We start from the raw sequence: 21318 nt of genomic DNA, 5'->3' as shown, positions 1-21318 counted from the left end.
ATCAGGCTCCCAGTTGTGGATTGATCAGGCTGACGTTGAATACCTGGGCCGCGTAGCGCAGGAACGAAGCGTCTTCACAGACGTTCTTGATCGGGTCGTCGGAGAACTTCACCACCGGCTCGCCATGCACCCGCACCAGCTTCATGACGATGCTCAGCGGCTCGACGCCCTCGACATCGCAAGCCAGGCTGGTGCCCATGCCGAAACCGAATCTGGCCTTGCCACGCACATGGCGCAGGATTGGCAGGCACTTCTCGAAGTTGAGGCCGTCGGAGAACATCAGGTCCTTGGTTCTTGGATCGATACCCAGTTCCTTGTAACACCCCAGCACCTTGTCGGCCCAGACGATCGGGTCACCGGAATCCTGACGCAGGCCGTCATAGAGCTTGGCGAAGTACAGGTCGAAATCCTTGAGGAAGAAGTCGGTGCTGATGCAGTCGGTGAGCGCAATCCCCAGCCTGCCACGGTACTCGCGCACCCAGTTTTCCAGTGCGGCGTTCTGGCTCTCGCGCAACCGCCCGAGTTGCTGGTGAACCATCAGCCATTGGTGGGCCATGGTGCCGATCAGCGGCAGGTCGAACTCGTAGGCCAGGTGAGCATTGCTGGTACCGACGAACACCCCGGGGAAGTCACTGCGCATGACGTTGACCACTTCGCGCTGGGCCCTGAACGACAGGCGCCGGCGGGTGGAGAAGTCCGAAACGCGAAACTCGGCGAGCTCTTCGCGGCTGGCGTTTTTTTCCAGCCATTCGAACTTCTGGTACAGCTTGCGGGTCACGTCGGCCAGCTCGACTTCCGGATACTTCTCGCGGTTGCGCAGTTCACTGACCATCGCCAGCACCGGCTGCTCGAACATGATGCAGTGCAACATCGGACCACGGACGCGGATGTGCAGTTGGCCGTCGACTTCCGACACGTGGATGTAGCGCAGGTTGAAGCGAAACAGACCGAGGAACTGTTCAAAGTCCGGTGTCAGGTATTCACGGAAACGCTTATTGAACAGAAACCGCTGCTCACCTTCGCGCAACTGCAGGCCAGCGAGCTTCTCCAGCTCATCGCGAATGTCCGGGATCAGGTGCCCGAGCCGCTCTTTCGAGCGCACGATGAACTGGTATTCCACCTCGACGTTCGGGTGCTGGTGCAGCACCGCCTGCATCATGGTGAAGGTGTAGTAGTCGGTATCCAGAAGACTCTGGATGACGCCGTTGCTGCTATCGAATGCACTTTCCATGTTTTCTTCCTTATGCGCTTGCCAGACTGGCGGTTTCTTCGCGGGTCGCGGTCACCGAGATTCCCGCTTGTTGCATGTCTTGAATGGCTTGAGTGGCGCCCTCTTCACTAATGGCCCGGCAGGCCGGCAAGTGGATGATCACCTTGAAACCGGCAGCGGCCAGTTGCAAGGCGGTGGTCTTGACGCAGAAGTCCAGCGCCAGGCCTCCGACGATGACCCGCTTCACACCCTGGCTGTTCAGGAACTCGATCACGCCGGTGGAGAGCTTGCCGTGCAGGTCGTGGTAGCAGGCGCCGTAAGGGTGCAGGTCCGGCTCGACACCCTTCCAGACGAAGTAGTCGTAGTCGTACGGGGTCGGCAACTCGTCCAGCAAGGTGAAGCCTTCAGTGCCAGGGACACAGTGGCTGACCCAAGTGATATCGGCGTGTTCGAGGCCGGTCGACTGGAACATTTGCGAGTGCTCGGCCACCACCCACGGGGCCTGAGCCGTATGAGCGTCCTTGCTGCCGACACGCAGGCTGGCCAGGGTGGCCATGAAGTTCAGCTCGCTACCGATCTGCTCGCCGCCCGCAACGGGCAGCTCATCAGGGCACAACGGCGTGAAGCTCTTTTGCGCATCAACATCGAAGGAAGCGGTTTTCAGGGTCTGGCTGGTCATGTCGGGTCTCTCCTTTGCATGGATCAAAAAGTACACGTCATGTACTTTCGTTGCAATACCCGACCATGAAAATATTTTTACCGCGAAGAATCCCGCCCATTATCTGTATGCATGTGAGCAATGGGAGATGGTTTCGTCTGAACGGATTCGGTGATAAGGTACACGTCATGTACTAACAGGGAGATCAGCCATGTATGAAATAGCCCTCTACGGCGGCGCCTTCAACCCTCCTCACGCCGGGCACGCCCAGGTGATGATCGAAGCCTCATGCCAGGCCAGGCGTTTGCTGGTGGCCCCCAGCTTCAGGCACCCTTACGGCAAACGAATGGCCGACTATGAACTGCGCCTGAACTGGCTGGAATCGATCGTCGAGCACGTACAGCCGCTTTGCTGCGCGGAAGTGCGTGCCAGCCGGGTCGAACAGATCGTGGCGCGCGGCGTCGAAGGTCCGATCTACAGCTACACCCTGCTCGCTCATCTCGCCGACAGCCTGGCCATGGACGGTAAACAGATCGCCCTGGTGGTCGGCCAGGATGTGGCTGACCTGCTGCCAACCTTCTATCGCGGCCCGGAGTTGCTGGAGCGCTTTTCCATCATCTGCGTCGAGGAACAAATCCATGTGCGCAGTACGGTGCTGCGCGAACGGCTGGCCTTGGGCGAGTCGCTGCCCACCCACTGGATGGCACCCGGCATGGATCCGGTAAACTATGACCTCTACGCTGCCCACGGAAGCTGACATGCCAGACCGCATCCCCCCTCCAAGCGCTTACCTGCACACCATCGACCTTTGTGTGCTGCGCTATTGCCGGGAAACCAAGGCGCTGGAAATCCTCCTGAACCGACGCGAAACCGAACCGTTCGCCGGCCACTGGGCACTCCCCGGGATCGTGGTCAATGGCGGGGTCGAAGACCTCACGCTGAACGACGCCGTGGAGCGCCTGCGCGCCTCGAAAAAAGTCGGCATGCCGCTGGCCTGGATCGAGCAGGTCGGCACGGTCGGCGACGCGTTCCGCGATCCGCGTTGCTGGTCGTCGTCGACCTTCTACCTCGCCATCGTCAGCGATGCGGTCCAGCCGGCCGAACACCAGGGATTTTTCCCGCTCAAAGACGTGGCCGAAGCCTCGACCAGACTGCCCTTCGATCACAACAGCCTGGTGGCCTCGGTGCAGGAGCGCCTGTTCTCCAAGTCGTTGTACAGCAGCCTGCCGTTGATGTTCCTCGGCAACGAATTCAGCGCGCCTGAAGCGGTGAGCATATTCTCCCTGGTGCTTGAACGACCGGTGCTCAAGACCAGCATCCGCCAGCGCCTGCTGAAGATGATCGAGGCCGGCCACCTGCAAGAGACCGGGCGCAAGAAAAGCGGCGACGGCGGCCGCCCGCAAGCCACGGTGGAAAACCTCAAACCCGCCAACCTCTACCTTTTCGATCGCTGCTTTCTGGAGTAATACCGCGCATGAAGCCTGTCACCGAATCCCAGTGCCTGCTGGAAACCCCATACTTCAACGTGGTCCGCGAGAACGGCTACTTCATCATCAAGGAAGCCCGGGCTATCAACGGCGTGGTGGCCGTACCGACCCTTGAAGACGGCCGGTTGATGCTGGTCAACCTCAAGCGCCGGGCCATTGGCGGGATGTCCATCGAGTTCCCGCGGGGCGCCATCGACGAGAACGAAACCGCCTGCGACGCGGCGGCCCGCGAGCTGCTGGAGGAAACGGGCTGGCAGGCGCTGAAGGTCAAGGAGTTGGGTTTGCTGCACAGCAACACATCGCTGATTGCCAGTGCGGTTGCGGTGTGCCAGGTCTACCTCGATACACAAGCCACCGACACAACCGATGGCGAGGTGGATGATCTTTTGTTCATCACCCGCCAGGAACTGATGGCCATGATCACCGCCGGCCAGATCACCGATGGCCACACGCTCTCGGCGGCAATGATGCTGATCGCCAGCGAGGCCAGTCGTCCCTAGCCCTCCACTGCGACTTGTCGACTGTCAGTCGGAATGCGCCATGCAAAAAGGGCAGAAGGGATGCGATCCCTTCTGCCCTTCTGTTTATCGATTGTGAGCGCGTCGTCGGTCAGGCGCCGCTCTGCACAGTGTCGTCAGACATGCTCACTGCTTTTGGCATGCTCCGCATGATGCTCCGTCGGGCCGTGGGATGAATCCACCACCACCGGGACTTCGTTACCGTCGCAGTCGTGCAGCTTGCCGCGACTGAAGTAATCCCCTTCGCGCAACGCCGCCAGATCCTGGAAACGCAAGGTCCGTTCGGTGCCGGCAGCAAAGACCGACTGCTGGTCCGAGTTACCGGTGGTGAAGTGGTTGAAGGTCAGGTTGAGTGCGATCGCCATGATCGCCGACGAGCTGATGCCGGAATGGAAGATGGTCGCAAACCAGCTAGGGAAGTGATCGTAGAAGTTGGGAGCGGCGATGGGGATCATGCCGAAGCCGATGGAAGTGGCGACGATGATCAGGTTCACGTTGTTGCGGTAATCGACCTTGGACAGCGTACGTATACCACTCGCCGCCACGGTGCCAAACAGCACGATACCGGCACCACCGAGGACGGATGTCGGCACAGCGGCGATCACGCGCCCCATCACCGGCAACAGCCCGAGCACCACCAGGAACACCCCGCCGGTGGCCACCACATAGCGGCTCTTGATCCCGGTCACCGCCACCAGCCCGACGTTCTGGGCAAAGGCACTTTGGGTGAAGGAGCCAAAGATCGGCGCGATCATGCTCGACAGCATGTCAGCCCGCAGCCCATTGCCCAGACGCCTGGAATCAACCTTGGTGCCAATGATTTCACCGACCGCCAGAATGTCCGCAGAGGTTTCCACCAGCGTCACCATGATCACAATGCACATCGACAGGATCGCTGCGAAGTGGAAGGTCGGCATGCCGAAGTGGAACGGTGCCGGGAAGCCAAACATCGGCCCCTGAGTCACCGTCGAAAAGTCGGCCATGCCAAGGAACACCGCAATCACCGTACCGATCACCATGGCCAACAGAATCGACAAGCGGGAGATCGTGGCGCTGCCGATCTTGCTCAACATCAGCACCAGTGCCAGCGTCAATGCCGCCAGCCCGATGTTCGCCATGCTGCCGAAGCTCTCGGCGTGACTGTTACCGCCCATGGCCCAGCGCGCTGCCACCGGCATCAGCGTCAGGCCGATGGTGGTAATCACGATACCGGTGACCAACGGCGGGAAGAACTTGGTAATTCGAGAGAACACCGGCGTGATCAGCAGCCCGATCAGCGAGGCGGCGACCACCGCCCCCAGAATCGACTGAAAACCGCCCTCACCACCGCTGCCGACAATCGCCACCATGGTCGCGACACCCGAGAACGAAACGCCCTGAACCAGCGGCAACTGACAGCCGAAAAACGGTAATCCGAGGGTTTGCAGCAATGTCGCCAAGCCCCCCGCAAACAGTGACGCCGCAATCAACAAACCGATGTCGGCCGGAGAAAGCCCGGCCGCCTGGCCGATGATCAGTGGTACCGCAACGATACCGCCATACATGGTCAGAACGTGTTGCAGGCCGTAAGCCATATTCGCGCCGACCCCGAGGTTTTCATCCTCAGGCCGCTGGTGTGAAACAGAGGGCGTTTTCATCGTGAGGGGGTTCCCTGGTTTTTGTTATGCGCACACTGTATTCAATACTCAAGACAAATGTCTATAGAGTTGTATACAGTTTGCCGACCGGTATTTGCAGTCCCACATCAAAACCTTGAAATAGTTCTTCCCTCGGCCCCTCCCCCACGACGACTAACCTTCAAGTCTCTTCAGCGATCAACGGTTCACTCGCTGCCTTTTTTATACATATAAAGTATGCATAATGAAAGCGTTCGACATTCAGTACGACGAAGTAAAAAACGCTGCAAACAAAAGGAAGCACAAGGGCATCAGTCTCGCCGACACAGAACCGGTGTTCTACGACAACAATGCCCTGACGCTCCCGGACAGCGACCATGATGAGCAACGGTGGATCGTTATGGGTAAGGATGCTGTGGGCCGGGTACTGGTGGTTGTCTACACCTACCGCGATCCGAACTTCGTTCGAATCATTTCTGCTCGCATCGCCACCCACAATGAGCGCCGCCAATACCTGGAGGCTTGAACCATGAAAGAAGAATACGACTTCAGCAGCGCCAAACGTGGGCCGGTTGCCGCCAGTAAAGGCAAGACCCGCATCACCATCATGCTCGATGACGCCGTGATAGAGGCAGCACGCGAGCTCGCAGAGAGTGCGGGATATGGCTATCAGACCGTGATCAACAATACCTTGCGCCAAGCCTTGCTGAACGCAAAAGGTCAGGGTCCGACGCCTGCCTCCGCCATTGACGCAGGCATCAAACACCTGAAGAAGGGAATTACCGCTGCTGAACTGAAATCACTGGAGCAGACGTTGAGTGTGGCAGCCAGTGAAATCAACCGGATGCTCGAAGCCGAGCACAGCCCGAAGGCAAAACCCAAAGCGACTCGAACACTGAACCATGCCTGACGCAGCGCTCAGTCAGGTCTTTCGCTTGAGCTGACCAGTTGCGCCAGCACCTGCCTCAACTCTGGATGCTGCGGCAGGCGAATGTCGAACTCGCGCTCCAGCACCGCAATCACTTCATCAGCATTCGTGAGCTGCCGGCGCTCGCTCTCCTGGCCCATCCGGTGAATCGCATAACTACCGTTGTTGAGCGTGCGGCGCATCCCTGGCCCGGTGCGCGCCACCTTCAATTGCCCTCGAAACGGAGAGTCGGGGTGGGTCGAGACATACCAATTGCCGATCTGATAGTCGATGTCTGACTGAACCTGCAGATCGAACACGTACATCGGCCGCCACTCCCCCGCGACCTTCGCACGCAAAGCGTAGCTGCTGTCCTTGCGAACGATGCGGTACGGCTCATGGCCGGTCGGCTGCTCCTCTTCAGTATCAAGGCGCAGCGGCGCCGTGGGCACCATGCCGCCAAAGCCGACATCCGTGATGTAACGAACCCCGTCCAGGGTGACCAGGCTCAAGCGGTGAGTACGCGCGGTCAACGCGTCCTCGGGGCCACCCATCACCACCCGCCCGCTGATCCCTCGGGCTTCGAACCCCAGTTGCTGAAGCAGGGCGAGGAACATGTTGTTCAGCTCGTAACAGTAACCGCCTCGCCCCTCGTGCAGGACTTTGCGCTCGACCGAAGGCAGGTCGATGGGCACCGGAACCCACAACATCGTCGACAGGGTTTCAAAAGGGAACGTTGCGGTATGACGCGACTGCAACTCGCGAAGGGTGTCGAGCGTGGGCGACGGCGGCGTGTCATAACCGAGGCGTTTCAGGTAGAGGTCAACGTTCGATAGTTCAGCCTGAATCATCAATGACTCCTTGCTCAGGACGCGTGCGCCATCACCAAACGGGTGGCAGACGCCAGAACATCACGACGTGCTTCGGCGTCTTTTTGATGTTGGGTGAAGTAAACCGCGAGCACCACGGGTGCGCCTGTCTGTGGCCAAAGCACCGCCACATCGTTTGTGGTGCCGTAGTCGCCGCTACCGGTTTTATCGCCGACGATCCAACCCGTCGGTGTGCCGGCCCGAATGCTCGCATCGCCAGTGGTGTTGCCCTTGAGCCAGGTCACCAACTGCTCGCGCTGTGGCGTTGCCAACGCATCACCCAGCACCACTTTCTGCACACTGGCGGCCATCGCAGCCGGTGTCGTGGTATCACGCTGATCATCAGGAATCGCCGTATTCAGCTCCGGCTCCCGGCGATCAAGCCGGAACGCCGGATCACCCAGGCCTTTGGCGAACTGGTTAACCGCTGCCACTCCACCCATCTCCTTGATCAACAAGTTGGCGGCAGTGTTATCGCTGTATTGCAAGGTGGCGCCGCACAGCTGCGCAACGCTCATGCCCTGTTTCAGATTCTGTTTGGCGATGGGGGCGTAAGACAGCAGGTCGGCTTCAGCATAGGCAATATGCTTTTCCAGCAACCCCGGCTCAGCCATGCTTTTGTGCAACACCGCTGCGGCCAACATCAACTTGAAAGTACTGCAGAACGGAAAACGCTCACCGCCCCGATACTGAATCTCGTGACCATTGGCAGTGTTGATCAAGGCAACGCCCAATCGACCTTTCGCACTGTTCTCCAACTCGGCAAGTTTCTTGTACAACTCGGCCAGCGGTTTATCCGCAGCCGAAGCGTTAGCCCAGGCCGGAACGACCAGTGTGATCAATGGCAGTGTCAGACCTGCCTTCAACAATGAACGTCGCGAAGGTGAATACTTCATGTGGTGCCTCATAAAAAACAAACATTACAGGCGGGTCCACTGTGCAACCGCGCCCCGCCCTTTCATCAGACTTCTGGATGCACGACCACTTCAGGATTTCCTTCCATCGACATCACCACCGTGCGGTTTCGACCCAAGTTTTTCGCCTGATACAACGCCGCGTCTGCCCGCTCGATAAACATTTCGATGCTATCCCCGTCTTTGGGCACAAACGCATAACAGCCCAGGCTCACCGTCAGATGCCCCGAAGGCGCGCCTGAATGGATGATGTGCTTGTCCTTGAGACTGTGGCGGATCTGCTCGGCAATCGTAAAGGCGCCGTGAATGTCCGTGTCGGGCAACAGCACCGCAAACTCTTCACCGCCATAACGCACCGCCAGGTCGGATTTGCGCAGACAACAACTGTTTACCGCGCGCGCCACTTCCGCCAGGCACTGATCCCCCGCCACATGACCGTAGGCATCGTTGTAACGTTTGAAAAAATCGATATCGAGCATGATCAGGCTCAACGAACTCTGTTGGCGGGCACCCCGTGCAAATTCGATGTCCAGCGCCCGCTCGAACAGCCGACGATTCGCCAACCCGGTCAGGCTATCGTGAGTCGCGATCACTTCCAGCTGCTCTTGCGCAGTCCGCAAATCCGCCTCGATAAGCTCACCATTGCGAACCTGCAGCACAAATACCCAACCGAACAAACCCACTCCGAGCACCACCAGGGCGACGACGACGCTGGATTGATAGGCGTTGGCGTACCAGCCCCGAAGAATCGTCTCCTTCGGGGTCGCCGCGGCAACCACCAGCGGGTAGGCGTCCAGCTGACGATAGCCATACAGCCGGATCACGTTATCCACCACCGAACGGATCATCCCATTGCCGAAACTGGCATGGGGCAGGTACTTCTGGAAAATATCCCCATGTGCCAGCGACTCGCCTATTCGCGCTTCCTCGAACGGTCGCCTGGCCAGCAGCGTACCGTCCGACAACGCCAGAAACATCACGCCATTGTCATCGAGGCTGAAGCTCTTGAAGAACTGATCGAAGTACGACAGCTTGATCCCGGCCAGCAGCACGCCCTGGAACTCGCCATGCGGGTCGTTTATCCGCCGGGAAATCGGAATGATCCACTCGCCATTCTGCCGGCTACGAATCGCCGGCCCAATGTGCGCGAGCAAGGTAGGATTCTGCTGATGGAACTTGAAGTAGTCGCGATCGGCCACACCTCCGCGACGCGGCAAGTCATCAAACGATGTCACCACCCACTGGCCGTTTTTATCGAACAGAAACAGCCCGTGTAACTGCTCGAGCGCCTGCACCCGACGTGCGAAGATCTGTTGCAGCCGCGGGTTTTGCATTACGCCAAAACCCTCTGCCTGTATCCAGTCGACCAGGCTGGTCATCACCAGGTCCGCGCTCAGAAACGTGTCCTGCGCCTGCTGCGCCATCGCCCGCGTCAGGTTCGACGACGCCACCTCAGCCAACGACAAATCGTAGCGCCGGGACTGTTCCAGTTGCAGGTAAAGCAAACCACACAAACACAGGCAGACCGCTGCAACAAACATCATCGCAGCCTTGCGCAGCGGCAAGCGTTTAAGAGGGCCGCCGGGGGTGTAATGAGGGTCGTGAATGGGGGTAGGCAAAAGCGTCATCCTTGAAGGGTAAGGCATGAGCAAAAGCCCAGATCCCTTAATGGCGGGGGAGCTTAGCCTACAGGGGTGATGAGGAGCAATTGTGGTGCGAGTCATAACCCCGCTTCTTGTTTTCTCCTGTAATGTTCAACGCATTTGTTGATGCTCGTTTGAAACGCCAATGCTTCCCACCAAAACCGCCCTGTGAGTGTCCACGCTCGATGAAATATAAAGACAGCACGGCATCGCTGGACACCGCCAGAAAAATTCTCAAGGTGAACCACGCCGGGGAATTCGGCGCTATCAACATTTACCGATCGCAGATCTTTGTATCGCGCCTGCTACGCAAAGACTACGTGCCTCTTCTGGAAAGCTTCATGGAAGACGAAAAACGTCACATGAACCGGTTTTGGGAAGAGATACAGCGCCGCAACGGCATCAAGTGCAAGAGCTACTGGCTCTGTGGTGCCGGGGGCTGGTTCATGGGTTTTATCTCGGCACTGCTCGGCAAAAGCGGCGTCATGGCCTGCACCTGGGCCGTGGAATCGGTCGTGGTGAGCCATTTGAAAAACCAGCTCTCCTACCTTGAAAGCCGGAACGACCTGGCGGCCTATGAAACGGTCCAGTCGATTCTGGAAGATGAGGAAAACCACCGCGATACCGGTCGAGTCGAGGGCGGCAGCGCGCTGTTGTATGGGCCGTTCAGATGGATAATCAGTTTGTTTACGGAGGGTGTTATTCGGTTTGGGATGCGGTAAAACAAGGGCTCCCTAAGAAGCCAATCCATGGAGGAAAAGCATGAACACTCTGAACCGCCCCGCAACCATCGACACCGTTGTGTTCGACCTCGGTAACGTGCTGATTCGCTGGAACCCAAGAAACCTTTACCGGAAGATCTTCGGCGAAGACGTACAGGCCATGGAGACTTTTCTTTCCGAGGTCTGCCCTCCCGAGTGGAACGAGCGCCAGGACGCAGGCCGGTCGTGGCAGGAAGGGGTCGAGGAAGCCATCGCGCGGCATCCGTCGCAAGAGGCGCTGATTCGTGCGTACCACGAGCGCTGGGAAGAGACACTCGGCGGCGTACTGGAAGAGAGCGTGCAGATCCTCGATGAACTGCACGCCAAAGGCGTCCGCCTGCTGGCCCTGACCAACTGGTCCGCCGAAACCTTCCCGATTGCCCTTCAGCGTTTTCCCTTTCTGCAGACATTCGAGGGCATTCTGGTGTCTGGCGAAGAAGGCCTCATCAAGCCCGACCCGGCGATCTTCCAGCTACTGAAATCTCGCTACCGGTTCGAAGGTCACCATGCGGTGTTTATCGATGATCACGCGCCGAACATCGCAGGTGCACGTCAGGAAGGCTTCAATGCGCTGCAGTTCACCAGTGCCGCGCAACTGCGCAAAGACCTGGCAGCGCTGGGGTTGCCGGTGCAGGCACTGAGCGAGCCGGCATAACGAACCGACAGGCAACACATTTACAAGGCAACGAACACACAAAAATGGGCGACCGAAGTCGCCCATTTTTTATGCCAATAAATCGACAACGATCCCCTTCAACGCATTGGCGGAACCCGAATATCACCCGCTCGACACTGACTTTTCACGCCCTTGCCACAAGACCCGAACGACAAGTCTTTACCCAGGCACACGCGCACTTCCGACAACTCGGGTCCGTTGCAGACAATCGCGATGCCATTCTCTGGAATCCCGGGATTGCTCTGACGGAACATCTGCGCAATTTCCTGCGCCGGGAAGTAGATCTCGGTGCTCAAGGGTTTCAGCTTGTCCGGGATCTTCACCGTGCCAACCGCCTTATCCGCCATATCCAGATAACCCGAGGCGCCAAGGCCGCTGCAGGTGCCGTGCTTGGACCATTCATGCTGAAGCAATTTTGGCGTCACAAACAGCGTCAGCCCTTGCTTCTGCTCCGCTGGCGACAACGGCACCATCGGCGGACACGACTCCGGCCAACCGCCCTTGGCGTATTGCGGCCATAGACCATGGAGCACAAAGCCGTAGCCTTTGCCCGAGCATTGCGGGTTGTTCTGATGAGTCAGGCAAAACGTCGGCGACCAGGACAGCGTCAGCAGGTAGTAATCAAACACCCCCGCCACCGACTCGGTCTGCTGCTTATCGCGATGGGACCGAGCGTCGCTCATGCCGACGCTGCCAATCGTCAGCGCAAAGAGCGCAACCAGTGCATACAGTTTTTTCATTAACCCTCTCCCCGGAGGCGAATCGGTTGGTTGCCTCATTGTCGAGCTGACGTTTAATGCCAGCACGATTCTGCTCACACGGACATTTCAACCACCTGTTGCTCACAACAGGTTGTACATGCCGCGCCTAAAGAAAAGCACAATGCGGTGAATTCGGTAGGATACTTAACGCAACGAAGAGTAACGCAACTGCCATGGCGGCATGGGAAATACGGCACATAAAGGACCGGCCACTCCTGACTTACAGACATGAGTGACCGGCCCTTTTTCCTTATGGCGTATACGCCATTAAGTGTTCAGGTGTATGAAATCACCGGGACAATATTAACTCTCATTGCCCAATGCCTGTTGCCTGGCATTTTTTTCATTCATACGTTCTGGCGTTGCATTGAGTTCCAGATCGAACTGCCGCTGTACCGCATCTTGATCGTAGAAACATCCAACCCAGTAGTTATCCGGCTCGCCAGTAGACATCGCCTGGAGCGTTCGGTCGTCCATGACCTTACGGAAATCGTTGGCCTCACCGCCGCTGCCGGTATTCGCCAGTTGCAACTGCTGAGCCGTTGTCCGGATATCCACACCGGGTTGAGTGGACGGCACCCGCAGGTAAAAACTGCGATGGTCGCTCATCACCGCCACCGACGAACTCACGTTACCAAAGGACAGCGCAGGTTCGATGGTCCAGGCCAGACCGCCCCACGGTTCGAACTCCGACGCTGCGGTCAGCGTCAGCTCTTTGCGTTCAACCAGACCGTTGAAGACCATAACGTCTTGCAAAGAAGCCGTGCAGTGCGTCAAACGCTCGATCAAATCCCGCTGATCCAGCGGCTGAGCGTTTACGGCCAGGCTCGCGAAGGCGGTGAACGCCAACACTGCCCAAGAGGATTGAACACGCACTTACGGCTTGAACACGCAGTCAGTCAGGGCCATGTATTCCGAACCCATCGTCATCGCCAGTACGCACACCGCTTTAAAGTCGGTACCGACCGCCATCGCGTCCATCTTGTTCGACTCGTCCGCGTCAAAACCCGTCAGTCTTGCCAGTACTTCATCAGAATCGGCAAGACCGGCCTCCATCACGGCTTCGCCGGAGAAGTTCTTTGAAACGCCGAGAACGCTGCCGGAAATCAGAATCTCTTTCTTGAACTGCGGCATGTTCATGGAGGACTGATTGTGCTCAAGGTAGCTGTCATACAACTCCCCCAAGTCAACCTTCTCAGGAGCCGAGGCACAGGCGAGGCTCGCCACCAATACCAACCCGAGGGACGCGATGGATTTCACACTTTGCTTGATCATATTTAAAATTTCACACGTATGTTAACCGATGAGATCGGTAGGCCAGATATCATTCCTTGAGCTGAATACGAGTTACGCTATCCAGTGACTCACTAACACCAACAACTCTGATTGCTACTCTATCGATAGATACAAATAGAACAGACACCTGCAAAGTACGCAGTAACTTTCAATCGAGTGTTAGTTCGACTCTCGAAAAATCGAGCGCGGAGTTTACAGGACAACAGCAGTGCCCTTCAACCAAGCTTCCGACAGGAAAACAGGACAATAGCCACAGCTTCCCGCCGTAAAAACACAGTCCAATCGCGCTTTTTTCTCTGAGCTTTTTTCGGTCTGGTCATCGCATGCCCAGGTGAAGTACCTTGGTGTGGCATCGCTAAAATTCACACCACGATAGGGAATCGGAATGAGTAAGGCAGATGAGCTCGCTGTAAAACTGAAACAGAAACAACAAACCCGTGCGGACGCGGAAGCCTGCGCAGATACGGCGATTGAGCATTGGCCGATACAGGTCTATGCGATGTACCACCAGCTTGAAGCATGGCTGGAGCCACTGACCGAAGCTGGCTTGAACATTCGCCGCATCCCCACACACGTTATCGAAAACCTCCCCTCCGGCGAGAGCTTCAACTACGCCATCGACAAACTGCTGATCGAGGGCAACCACCACAGCATCACCCTCGACCCCATCGCGCGCTTCGTCATTGGCGGCATGGGTCGTGTCGATATCCTCTCCAAAGGCCAAGAGCGGTATTTGCGCCGGACCGAGACCGAACACGGTGAAGCCTATTGGCAGATACAGACAATCCCACGCAGCGGACAACCGCAACCAGACCCGGTCAAGCTCGATGAGGACAACTTTCTCTCGGTGATACAGGAAGGTTTGGAGCTCTAAATCTAAAGCAGAGCGCCACGCAGGGAAGCATTGCGGTGTGTCACCCTTCCCTGCCGATCCCGAAAAAATGGGCGACCCGATGCGGTCGCCCATTTTCGTTTCGGTCAAGAAATCTACTCCCTGATGTCACTCACCGCGCTTTACCTGATATCCGACAATCCGTATATTCGCCAAACCATATATCTACCCCCGACCCGGCGCCCTACGGAGTAACCGATGAAAGTCCTGTTCATGTGCACGGCCAACAGCTGCCGCAGCATCCTGTCCGAAGCCATGTTCAACCACCTCGCCCCAGCAGGTTTCGAAGCCGTGAGCGCCGGCAGCTTTCCGAAAGGCCAGGTCCTGCCACGCAGCCTGACCACCTTGCAGACCGCCGGCATTGCCACTGACGGGCTGAGCAGCAAGGGCAACGACGCCTTTGCAGACAGCCCGCCAGACATCGTCATCACCGTGTGCGACAAGGCCGCCGGTGAAACCTGCCCGGTGTATTTCGGCCCCGCACTCAAGGCGCATTGGGGGCTTGAAGACCCGTCCGACGTCAGCGGTAGCGAAGAACAAATCACCGCCGCCTTCAACGCCACACTGGCGACCATCGAAACCCGTTGCCGCGCTTTCCTCCAGTTGCCCTTCGAACGCCTCGACGCCGCCGCCCTCCAGCGCGAACTCGAGCGCATCGCCACCCTTTAGTCTGGAGCGCCGCATGAGCGATCAACTGCCAAACCTCGACTCGCTGCTGTCCGACACCCTGCACCACGCCGCGGTCGACAACCCCAAGCCACGCATATTGCTGCTCTATGGTTCGACCCGCCCGCGCTCGTTCAGCCGCCTGTTGGTGGAAGAAGCGGCCCGGTTGCTGGAACACTTCGGCGCCGAAACGCGGATCTTCAACCCGTCCGGCCTGCCGCTGCCGGACGACGCGCCCAGCGACCACCCGAAAGTCCAGGAGCTGCTGACACTGATGCAGTGGTCCGAAGGCCAGGTGTGGTGCTCGCCGGAACGCCACGGCTCGATGTCCGCCGTGTTCAAGGCGCAAATAGACTGGGTGCCGCTGGCGATGGGCGCCGTACGCCCGACCCAAGGCAAAACCCTGGCCGTGATGCAGGTCTCGGGCGGCTCGCAATCGTTCAACACCGTCAACCAACTGCGCGTATTGGGGCGCTGGATGCGCATGTTCACCATCCCCAACCAGTCCTCCGTGCCGAAGGCCTTCTTGGAGTTCGACGACCAGAACCGCATGAAACCCTCCGCGCTCTACGACCGCGTGGTCGACGTGATGGAAGAACTGCTGAAATTCACCCTCCTGCTACGCGACCGCCCCGACCTCGTCGACCGCTATTCGGAGCGCAAGGAAAGCGCGGAGGAACTGAGCAAGCGGGTTAATCAGCGTTCGATATAAAGCCTCGAAATAAATAAGGAGCGACCGCAATGGCCGCTCCTGCATACCTTCTACAACTTCTGTAACACTTTAATTATTCGCGCTCCCTTCGATCACATTCTTTTACATCTGAGGTACACATTATTAACAATTGCATTCCTCTCGTTGATTAGCATGGACACACCTTATGCGAATTCAGGGACGTCGCTATTCCAACGGATGCCTTATGAAGGAAAGCAAATGCCTACTGAACAAATCATCATCCTTGTTGCCGTTACAATCATTGGCCTTGTATGGGCTGCCAGAAGAGATTTAAAAAACCGGAAGAAAGAACAGGCCACGAAAGAGGCTAATGAGAGCGTAGATTGACTACTGGTTACTTTCAAAAATAAGTGGGCAGATAAAGTTGGTTATTATAAAAAATCAACCTGCCCCCACTGACTGCACCGATAGCTATCTACACAAAGCTGAAACACGGAAAACGACTACGTCCGTAGCAGCTGCCGAGCCCGCGAGGCTGCGTTCGAGGACAAAGTCCTCGCAAATCCTGAGTACGCGGTTGGCGTGAAGGAACGCGTTTCCTGATTCACCACCGCCTCATCCGAACACAACCCAGGCCTGACGCAGCCTCGCAGGCTCGACAGCTGCTACAGGACGGGACAACCCAACCAAAAAGGGGCAACCTCACGGCTACCCCATTGCTTTACCTCCGCAACCGCCGCCCAACCACATCCATCAAATCACACCCATCGCGCAGCGGAATCACCAACACCCGCGCAAAGTCCCGCAACAGCAACGCATCACGGCCAAGCCCTTCGCCCAAGGAAAGCGTTTCCAGCAATTGCGTCACGCTGCGAATGCGGTACGCCGCCGTGTCGTGCAACACATCGACCGGCGCTTCGGTGTCGATCAACAGCGATGCAATTGTGCAATCAATGCCGGTGATCGGCATGTATCGAGCCATAGCAGAACCTCCAGTGAATGAACCAGCGTGAGCATTCAGTGACGAGCAGCGGAGGAAACCCCGGATGCCGCATCCGGCGTGTCGAAGTGCTCCAGTGCGCGGTTCACCAACAACTCGCTGAGTACAACCAGTTGCTGCATCGCCAAGGCCACATGGCGGCGTGAACCTTCGAGTTCGAAGGCCAGGTCGGTGGTCATGGCGTTAAGGGATGCGAGGGTTTCGGAGGTGTGGATTAACAGGGTTTCGGTGTCGATGTTGGGGGCGATGGTGAAGATGTGGGTGGTGGGGTCGGAAACCGCTGCGGTCTCGGGGGGATTGGGGGTGATCTTTTTCATGAGTGGAACTCCTTTAGCAATTCAGTGAACCGCCAATCTCACTTCCACATGAGGGTGGCAGCCGTACGCAGGTGTGGAAGACCGGGGCTAAAGGATCCCGGCGCACTCGGGAGTGCCCCGCGCACAGCCGCCATAACACGACAATGTTGGCATAAAAAACGCCGACATGTGTTTATGGGCGCTTGGGCGCCTTTAGCTATAGAACGGACTTCCACATCCGGTCGCTGATTTTGCAGCGACGCGAGGAGGTTATCTGGTGAGGTGACTGGGGGTAAAGCGGCGGGAACCGATGCGGGTTGCGGGAAATGTCCGATGAAGGTGTGGTGTGTTGGAAGCTGGATTCAATCGTAAAAAACTCCTCTACTTGCTCCCCATAGCCCCGATGATGGATTGGGTCTAGTACTCCTCCAACGCCCCAGCCAGACTGGCTAACCCGCCGAAACCTCTTCGCTTTGTAGCAATTTCTAAGCAAGCTGCCATTACTGCCTGACAAGGGCACTGCCGGTACTATGCTTGTACTTTTCTCGAAAGGAGTCGACGTCATGCCAAACAATTATTCGCTGCCGGACGTGCTGGAAAGACTTTACGAAAACCAGCGGCTCTGCAGGCGGCCATTATGGAGTTGACCCTCTTGGTTGAGGAGCAAGGGGCGCAGGAAGTGGGCGGAAATGTCCGTGGAGCACTGTGGACCATGGGTGAAAACGCCAGCCATATCAAACAAGGCTTGGCTCGATTGAAGAAATTGGACATCGGTTGACCGATTGCACACAAAAGGCCAATCGACAGTCATGTCGAGGTGAATTCGGGGGACCATCCCGGTTCACCTCACAGGTAGCTATCGGGCCAGAATCAGCCACTCGACTCAATCGGCGAAAATGCGCTGGATTTGCGTTTCGCAACGCCACTCAATTAGCGAAGAAGGCGGTTGTGAACTATCGTTTTTTGGCGATGCCTTGATGTGGTTTTCAGACACGTGGCTTCAGAGTTGTATGTTTGGCCGATTAATAATTTACAACACAAGTTAGCTTGGCACCTATTTCACCTAGATGAACTGATCAAAGTTGGGAGTTATGAGATGAAAAGGATAAAACCCATACTGCTGTCCGGTGTTTTTCTTATAAGCGGGTGCCAGCACACTTATGAATCGTTTGTTAGGGAAGAAATGAAGATCCCTAACGTGTTCGTGCCCTCAAGCGATGAGGGTCATCCGTATAGTTTGTTTATGGCTAAGAAGGGCAGTAATTTTGAGCAGGTTTGTTCGGCAGCAATGCTTACTGGCTTGAGCGAAGATCAAATCAAGGCAAAAAGAGCAGTTAACAAGACACCTGACTATGAGCTTGTTAGCGGCTCGGCGGCGACTTTCGATATTGAATTGAAAAGTGATGATTTGGGCGGACTGTATGCAAATTACGCCATGAAATATGGCGTTACGCTTGGACTTACTAGAGGGAGAGTCTATTCTTTACCTGACGTTAGTATTTCCGAAGTGCTACAGAAAATTAATTCAACCACATGTGCGGCAGATGTGGCGGTGTTAAGGGATGGGGAGAAGGATATTAAATTATATATCCCGACGCATATGTATTCTTACGATGTGAGCTATCGCATTTATAGCGGTGGTGCCGGGGGCGCGGCGATTGACCTCCCTCCCGCAGTGAAAAAAATTATTTTAGCGAAGTTGGGGGTTAAATATAATGACGGATACGATGCGACTACGTATGGTGCTGGGTTATATGTCGGATTTCGAGGCAAGGCGGTAACTGAAAATAATATGAAGGAGGCGCTCGTTGCTGCTGCTTCAGCAGCCAAAGTTGCTTCAGCAGCCAAGACTGCTGATACTGTTGCAGCAACTACGGCGCTCACTGCTGCAAATACTGCAAGAGAGGCTGCGGATATAGCCGCAAGTGTTGCACCTCGTGATCTGGCGGTACGCAGCAAAGCAGCTGTTGCTGCCTCCAACAATGCAACAGCTACTGCAGTTGTTGCTGAATCGACTGCTGAGACAGCAGCAGCTGCTGCTGCGTCCAATGCTATTGCCAGTGCAGCTGTTGCTGCCGCTGACATTGCCGTTGCCAATGTTGCTGAATCCATTGTCATGGATGCGCCGAAGGGAAGCCTATCAAGCGGTGTTGTTTTAGATGTAACCTCAATTGTTGAAGCCACAGATACTCAATGATCAAGGTAAATATTAGCGATTTGTTGCTTGCCAGGCTCTCCTCACGGAGAGCCGGTTGGTTCTAAACTCGCTACCTGTCTCATCAAGAAACCCCGCACCGGCGGTTTTTCTATTGGCTATGTCTGAGTTAGCTGTTGCGTGGCCGTATACCAAGCGACTCCCCCAGGCAAGTCAATGGGTTGAACTCCGCTTTGTAGCGTTCAAGCAGACGTCGCCATCACAGATAATTCGTCAGGTACTTCGTGGGCACACCATGAAAAGGAATCATCCAGTTCTTGAGTCTACTATCGTAGGCATTTACGTTCTAGATGTGGAAAGTCCCATAAAGAAAAGGGACAGAATTATCAATGTGGTAGGCCGGCTGTTTCTGGCCGGCCTATTTATTTCTTTCCCGCAGGCAGCAAAGTCGAATGCGGTCATTGACATGACTCTCGAGTAAACGAGTAAAGCGCAGATAGGGATTCGAACCCCTGCTTACATCCCTGAGGACCGCTTCAGGCCAGAGAATACGGTGCCCTTTGCCCTTGGCGTCTTGCGGCCCAGGCTGTGTGAAAACGCATGTACCGTTTTGAAGTCTGCGTTGCTACGTAAAATCTGCCAGCGTTTGGTTGGTCAGCAGATCTAAAATTTACGTAGGAACGCGATTTTCGTTGCGGTTCTGACTGTCAAACTCGCTCTGAAACGTTTTCACACAGCCTGGGCCCATAGCGGCCCTGAATTTGCCCTAATTTTGCCCTAAACTTCCGCTAGCCTTCTGCTCAGCAAGCCACTGCTCGTACTGGTCATCCAACTCCATCTGATGGTCGAGATCTCTGTCGCTTTCCCCTGCCAGTATTTCCAACCCATCCTCCCTCCGCAAGCCGCCATTCGTCCTCACGCCGCACTAAGCGAATCAGGGCATCAAGATAGAACGCACGGCCGTAATACATCCGGTCCTGATCCTGATCCTGATCCTGATCCTGATCCCCCTCATAGGCAAAAGAAACGTGCAGGGTAAGCACTCCGTTTACCAGATCATAGAACCTCAGTGAGAAAGCATCGAAAAACTTCGGACAAGACCTTGCCCTGCGTTCGTAGCCCCGGCGCCCCGGTCTATGCCAGTCCTTAGACTAACGGATAGGCCTCCTAACACAGCACTTAGGTAATGTGGGTGGATTGAGTAAAACCTAAATGGAGGGCTACAGCCCATCTCCACAACGACATGAAATGTTGAGCTTAGCCATGCCCTCATCACTTAATTAATAGCATTCCTACGTCTTTAGAAACGGAATGGCAATCCTGCACGTTCAAGTGCCCCATTCGCAGCCCCTTTCGCTGTTTCGACTGGATTTGTATAAACCTTTCGCAAATCGTTATCCTCTCCGATCCCAATTGTATTAAAAATACCATCCCGCACTTGATTGAACACGCTATTAGGGCCACCCAATGGTTTCCCACTGAGTATTTCTGCCACATCAATATGCGTCATGTATTCGGGCAGGATCACTGATAGGCCTTTTGTATAGCTCGCTATAACCAAGTCAAGAACACTCTGAAGAAAATCCATTTGCCCCTGGCAATCGCTATCAACCTTTTCGTTAACTTCATTTATTTGATTGTTTTTCTGCACTCCCAAATCCGAAAGCATAGAGACCAAATCAATCAGCTTTTTATTTTTTAAATCATAAAACTTTCTCGGATCCGCCCCCAACTCCGTCATATTAGCTATTATAGTTGCAACCTCATCAATCAATGGATTTAATGCAGCATCTATTTTATCGATACCAGCTTTACGGGCATCATCGCAGATCGTCATACTTATCTCCTTAGAATTTAACCAAAAATCTAAAACAAGGCTTTCACCTCTATCTATACTCCAACAACCTGCCAACACACTTCTTCAATCTAGACCAATCTACCATAAAGGCAGACAGCAAACTCCACACTAACAAACCTACAACCTCATCAATCACTGTAGCCCTCAACTAACAACAACTTAGACCATCTAGAAATTAATTTACTATCAAATTGACATAAGCAGCTTTAGACACAGACATGTACACAACAAATATCCAACTCTAAATTTTTAAGAAACGCATTAGTACTGTAGGACATCTCGGAGCCACATAACAATTTCTCTCCAGCCACATAAGTCAACGTATAACCAGACTAAAGGCAATGGACTGCGGCTAGGGGCCAAGAATTACAACAAAAAGCTGCCAAATCACTCTCAGTTCGGATTACAGAGGGTGTCTCACTAGATGAGATCAACTTCCCAAGCTGATAACGAGGGTTCGAT

General features: G+C 55.7%; 24 protein-coding genes and 2 pseudogenes. 13 read left to right on the top strand and 13 right to left on the bottom strand.

Going from position 1 to position 21318, the window contains the following annotated elements:
- Window position 1: 1 nt before the first annotated feature.
- Complete coding sequence (gene pncB, locus AABM55_RS10670) at window positions 2–1231, bottom strand: nicotinate phosphoribosyltransferase (protein ID WP_347929529.1); 1230 nt, start codon at window positions 1229–1231, stop codon at window positions 2–4.
- A gap of 10 nt (window positions 1232–1241) precedes the next feature.
- Window positions 1242–1889, bottom strand: coding sequence for an isochorismatase family protein (locus AABM55_RS10665; RefSeq protein WP_347929528.1), 648 nt, complete (start codon window positions 1887–1889; stop codon window positions 1242–1244).
- Between the two features lie 190 nt (window positions 1890–2079).
- Between AABM55_RS10665 and AABM55_RS10660 the strand changes: the two genes are divergently transcribed.
- Genes AABM55_RS10660 through AABM55_RS10650 form a run of 3 tightly spaced genes read left to right on the top strand, consistent with a single transcriptional unit; the run spans window position 2080 to window position 3855 of the window.
- Window positions 2080–2625, top strand: coding sequence for an adenylyltransferase/cytidyltransferase family protein (locus AABM55_RS10660; RefSeq protein WP_054596601.1), 546 nt, complete (start codon window positions 2080–2082; stop codon window positions 2623–2625).
- A 1-nt stretch (window position 2626) separates the two neighbouring features.
- Window positions 2627–3334, top strand: a complete 708-nt coding sequence (locus AABM55_RS10655; protein WP_347929527.1) for an NUDIX hydrolase — start codon at window positions 2627–2629, stop codon at window positions 3332–3334.
- Window positions 3335–3342: 8 nt separating this feature from the next.
- A complete protein-coding gene (locus tag AABM55_RS10650; protein ID WP_347929526.1) occupies window positions 3343–3855 on the top strand; it encodes an NUDIX hydrolase in 513 nt (170 codons plus the stop codon).
- A 134-nt stretch (window positions 3856–3989) separates the two neighbouring features.
- Here AABM55_RS10650 and AABM55_RS10645 read toward each other — a convergent pair whose 3' ends face one another.
- Window positions 3990–5510 (bottom strand): nucleobase:cation symporter-2 family protein, encoded by a 1521-nt coding sequence (locus tag AABM55_RS10645; RefSeq protein WP_347929525.1) that lies wholly within the window; start codon window positions 5508–5510, stop codon window positions 3990–3992.
- A 223-nt stretch (window positions 5511–5733) separates the two neighbouring features.
- On the opposite strand from AABM55_RS10645, the gene AABM55_RS10640 reads away from it, so the two are divergent.
- Both AABM55_RS10640 and AABM55_RS10635 read left to right on the top strand, forming a co-directional pair.
- Complete coding sequence (locus AABM55_RS10640; protein WP_103319215.1) at window positions 5734–6015, top strand: BrnT family toxin; 282 nt, start codon at window positions 5734–5736, stop codon at window positions 6013–6015.
- A gap of 3 nt (window positions 6016–6018) precedes the next feature.
- Window positions 6019–6399 (top strand): BrnA antitoxin family protein, encoded by a 381-nt coding sequence (locus tag AABM55_RS10635; protein WP_054596596.1) that lies wholly within the window; start codon window positions 6019–6021, stop codon window positions 6397–6399.
- An 8-nt stretch (window positions 6400–6407) separates the two neighbouring features.
- Here AABM55_RS10635 and AABM55_RS10630 read toward each other — a convergent pair whose 3' ends face one another.
- From AABM55_RS10630 to AABM55_RS10620, 3 genes are all read right to left on the bottom strand, one after another.
- Window positions 6408–7247, bottom strand: a complete 840-nt coding sequence (locus tag AABM55_RS10630; protein WP_347929524.1) for an arylamine N-acetyltransferase — start codon at window positions 7245–7247, stop codon at window positions 6408–6410.
- Window positions 7248–7261: 14 nt separating this feature from the next.
- Entirely contained in the window at window positions 7262–8161 is a 900-nt protein-coding gene (bla, locus tag AABM55_RS10625) for a class A beta-lactamase (protein ID WP_347929523.1), read from the bottom strand.
- 65 nt (window positions 8162–8226) lie between these two features.
- Complete coding sequence (locus AABM55_RS10620; RefSeq protein ID WP_347929522.1) at window positions 8227–9798, bottom strand: diguanylate cyclase; 1572 nt, start codon at window positions 9796–9798, stop codon at window positions 8227–8229.
- A gap of 209 nt (window positions 9799–10007) precedes the next feature.
- On the opposite strand from AABM55_RS10620, the gene AABM55_RS10615 reads away from it, so the two are divergent.
- Window positions 10008–10544: a demethoxyubiquinone hydroxylase family protein gene (locus AABM55_RS10615; protein WP_347929521.1), complete on the top strand. Its 537-nt coding sequence runs from the start codon at window positions 10008–10010 to the stop codon at window positions 10542–10544.
- A 40-nt stretch (window positions 10545–10584) separates the two neighbouring features.
- Window positions 10585–11238 carry an HAD family phosphatase gene (locus AABM55_RS10610; protein ID WP_347929520.1) on the top strand — a complete coding sequence of 218 codons (654 nt, stop codon included), beginning with the start codon at window positions 10585–10587 and terminating at the stop codon, window positions 11236–11238.
- 98 nt (window positions 11239–11336) lie between these two features.
- Here the strand turns inward: AABM55_RS10610 and AABM55_RS10605 are convergent, their stop codons facing one another.
- The 3 genes from AABM55_RS10605 to AABM55_RS10595 form a co-directional block, all read right to left on the bottom strand.
- On the bottom strand, window positions 11337–11999 hold the full coding sequence (locus AABM55_RS10605; protein WP_103319228.1) for a ribonuclease T2: 663 nt from the start codon (window positions 11997–11999) through the stop codon (window positions 11337–11339).
- 324 nt (window positions 12000–12323) lie between these two features.
- Entirely contained in the window at window positions 12324–12896 is a 573-nt protein-coding gene (locus tag AABM55_RS10600; protein ID WP_347929519.1) for a hypothetical protein, read from the bottom strand.
- Window positions 12897–13295, bottom strand: coding sequence for a hypothetical protein (locus AABM55_RS10595; protein WP_054596587.1), 399 nt, complete (start codon window positions 13293–13295; stop codon window positions 12897–12899).
- 406 nt (window positions 13296–13701) lie between these two features.
- Between AABM55_RS10595 and AABM55_RS10590 the strand changes: the two genes are divergently transcribed.
- The 4 genes from AABM55_RS10590 to AABM55_RS10575 all read left to right on the top strand — a co-directional run bounded on the left by AABM55_RS10590 (window position 13702) and on the right by AABM55_RS10575 (window position 15934).
- On the top strand, window positions 13702–14190 hold the full coding sequence (locus tag AABM55_RS10590; protein WP_347929518.1) for a hypothetical protein: 489 nt from the start codon (window positions 13702–13704) through the stop codon (window positions 14188–14190).
- Between the two features lie 216 nt (window positions 14191–14406).
- Entirely contained in the window at window positions 14407–14877 is a 471-nt protein-coding gene (locus tag AABM55_RS10585) for an arsenate reductase ArsC (protein ID WP_347929517.1), read from the top strand.
- A 13-nt stretch (window positions 14878–14890) separates the two neighbouring features.
- Window positions 14891–15586: an arsenical resistance protein ArsH gene (gene arsH / locus AABM55_RS10580; protein ID WP_103319236.1), complete on the top strand. Its 696-nt coding sequence runs from the start codon at window positions 14891–14893 to the stop codon at window positions 15584–15586.
- 219 nt (window positions 15587–15805) lie between these two features.
- The gene (locus AABM55_RS10575; protein WP_347929516.1) at window positions 15806–15934 is read left to right on the top strand and encodes a hypothetical protein; all 129 of its coding nucleotides are present in this window, start codon (window positions 15806–15808) and stop codon (window positions 15932–15934) included.
- 334 nt (window positions 15935–16268) lie between these two features.
- Here AABM55_RS10575 and AABM55_RS10570 read toward each other — a convergent pair whose 3' ends face one another.
- The gene (locus tag AABM55_RS10570; RefSeq protein ID WP_347929515.1) at window positions 16269–16529 is read right to left on the bottom strand and encodes a hypothetical protein; all 261 of its coding nucleotides are present in this window, start codon (window positions 16527–16529) and stop codon (window positions 16269–16271) included.
- Between the two features lie 35 nt (window positions 16530–16564).
- Complete coding sequence (locus AABM55_RS10565) at window positions 16565–16864, bottom strand: DUF6124 family protein (protein ID WP_347929514.1); 300 nt, start codon at window positions 16862–16864, stop codon at window positions 16565–16567.
- A 542-nt stretch (window positions 16865–17406) separates the two neighbouring features.
- On the opposite strand from AABM55_RS10565, the pseudogene AABM55_RS10560 reads away from it, so the two are divergent.
- Together AABM55_RS10560 and AABM55_RS10555 are read left to right on the top strand one after the other, a co-directional pair.
- Window positions 17407–17621, top strand: a pseudogene (locus tag AABM55_RS10560) (hypothetical protein).
- Window positions 17622–17939: 318 nt separating this feature from the next.
- On the top strand, window positions 17940–19040 hold the full coding sequence (locus AABM55_RS10555) for a hypothetical protein (protein ID WP_347929513.1): 1101 nt from the start codon (window positions 17940–17942) through the stop codon (window positions 19038–19040).
- A gap of 116 nt (window positions 19041–19156) precedes the next feature.
- Here the strand turns inward: AABM55_RS10555 and AABM55_RS10550 are convergent.
- Window positions 19157–19362: pseudogene (locus tag AABM55_RS10550) on the bottom strand (IS1595 family transposase); the annotation flags it as partial.
- A gap of 936 nt (window positions 19363–20298) precedes the next feature.
- Complete coding sequence (locus AABM55_RS10545) at window positions 20299–20835, bottom strand: hypothetical protein (RefSeq protein ID WP_347929512.1); 537 nt, start codon at window positions 20833–20835, stop codon at window positions 20299–20301.
- Between the last annotated feature and the right edge of the window lie 483 nt (window positions 20836–21318).

This window comes from Pseudomonas helvetica, assembly GCF_039908645.1.
GTDB lineage: Bacteria > Pseudomonadota > Gammaproteobacteria > Pseudomonadales > Pseudomonadaceae > Aquipseudomonas > Aquipseudomonas helvetica.
This window is presented reverse-complemented; position numbering and strand designations above follow the sequence as displayed.

What these genes read in the sequence shown, in the direction of transcription:
- AABM55_RS10545 (WP_347929512.1), bottom strand. Translation starts at nt 20,835, where the DNA reads ATGACGATCTGCGATGATGCCCGTAAAGCTGGTATCGATAAAATAGAT.
- AABM55_RS10650 (WP_347929526.1), top strand. Translation starts at nt 3,343, where the DNA reads ATGAAGCCTGTCACCGAATCCCAGTGCCTGCTGGAAACCCCATACTTC.
- AABM55_RS10595 (WP_054596587.1), bottom strand. Translation starts at nt 13,295, where the DNA reads ATGATCAAGCAAAGTGTGAAATCCATCGCGTCCCTCGGGTTGGTATTG.
- AABM55_RS10575 (WP_347929516.1), top strand. Translation starts at nt 15,806, where the DNA reads ATGCCTACTGAACAAATCATCATCCTTGTTGCCGTTACAATCATTGGC.
- AABM55_RS10605 (WP_103319228.1), bottom strand. Translation starts at nt 11,999, where the DNA reads ATGAAAAAACTGTATGCACTGGTTGCGCTCTTTGCGCTGACGATTGGC.
- AABM55_RS10590 (WP_347929518.1), top strand. Translation starts at nt 13,702, where the DNA reads ATGAGTAAGGCAGATGAGCTCGCTGTAAAACTGAAACAGAAACAACAA.
- bla (WP_347929523.1), bottom strand. Translation starts at nt 8,161, where the DNA reads ATGAAGTATTCACCTTCGCGACGTTCATTGTTGAAGGCAGGTCTGACA.
- AABM55_RS10665 (WP_347929528.1), bottom strand. Translation starts at nt 1,889, where the DNA reads ATGACCAGCCAGACCCTGAAAACCGCTTCCTTCGATGTTGATGCGCAA.
- AABM55_RS10555 (WP_347929513.1), top strand. Translation starts at nt 17,940, where the DNA reads ATGAAAAGGATAAAACCCATACTGCTGTCCGGTGTTTTTCTTATAAGC.
- AABM55_RS10660 (WP_054596601.1), top strand. Translation starts at nt 2,080, where the DNA reads ATGTATGAAATAGCCCTCTACGGCGGCGCCTTCAACCCTCCTCACGCC.
- AABM55_RS10615 (WP_347929521.1), top strand. Translation starts at nt 10,008, where the DNA reads ATGAAATATAAAGACAGCACGGCATCGCTGGACACCGCCAGAAAAATT.
- arsH (WP_103319236.1), top strand. Translation starts at nt 14,891, where the DNA reads ATGAGCGATCAACTGCCAAACCTCGACTCGCTGCTGTCCGACACCCTG.
- AABM55_RS10565 (WP_347929514.1), bottom strand. Translation starts at nt 16,864, where the DNA reads ATGAAAAAGATCACCCCCAATCCCCCCGAGACCGCAGCGGTTTCCGAC.
- pncB (WP_347929529.1), bottom strand. Translation starts at nt 1,231, where the DNA reads ATGGAAAGTGCATTCGATAGCAGCAACGGCGTCATCCAGAGTCTTCTG.
- AABM55_RS10585 (WP_347929517.1), top strand. Translation starts at nt 14,407, where the DNA reads ATGAAAGTCCTGTTCATGTGCACGGCCAACAGCTGCCGCAGCATCCTG.
- AABM55_RS10645 (WP_347929525.1), bottom strand. Translation starts at nt 5,510, where the DNA reads ATGAAAACGCCCTCTGTTTCACACCAGCGGCCTGAGGATGAAAACCTC.
- AABM55_RS10635 (WP_054596596.1), top strand. Translation starts at nt 6,019, where the DNA reads ATGAAAGAAGAATACGACTTCAGCAGCGCCAAACGTGGGCCGGTTGCC.
- AABM55_RS10570 (WP_347929515.1), bottom strand. Translation starts at nt 16,529, where the DNA reads ATGGCTCGATACATGCCGATCACCGGCATTGATTGCACAATTGCATCG.
- AABM55_RS10655 (WP_347929527.1), top strand. Translation starts at nt 2,627, where the DNA reads ATGCCAGACCGCATCCCCCCTCCAAGCGCTTACCTGCACACCATCGAC.
- AABM55_RS10630 (WP_347929524.1), bottom strand. Translation starts at nt 7,247, where the DNA reads ATGATTCAGGCTGAACTATCGAACGTTGACCTCTACCTGAAACGCCTC.
- AABM55_RS10610 (WP_347929520.1), top strand. Translation starts at nt 10,585, where the DNA reads ATGAACACTCTGAACCGCCCCGCAACCATCGACACCGTTGTGTTCGAC.
- AABM55_RS10640 (WP_103319215.1), top strand. Translation starts at nt 5,734, where the DNA reads ATGAAAGCGTTCGACATTCAGTACGACGAAGTAAAAAACGCTGCAAAC.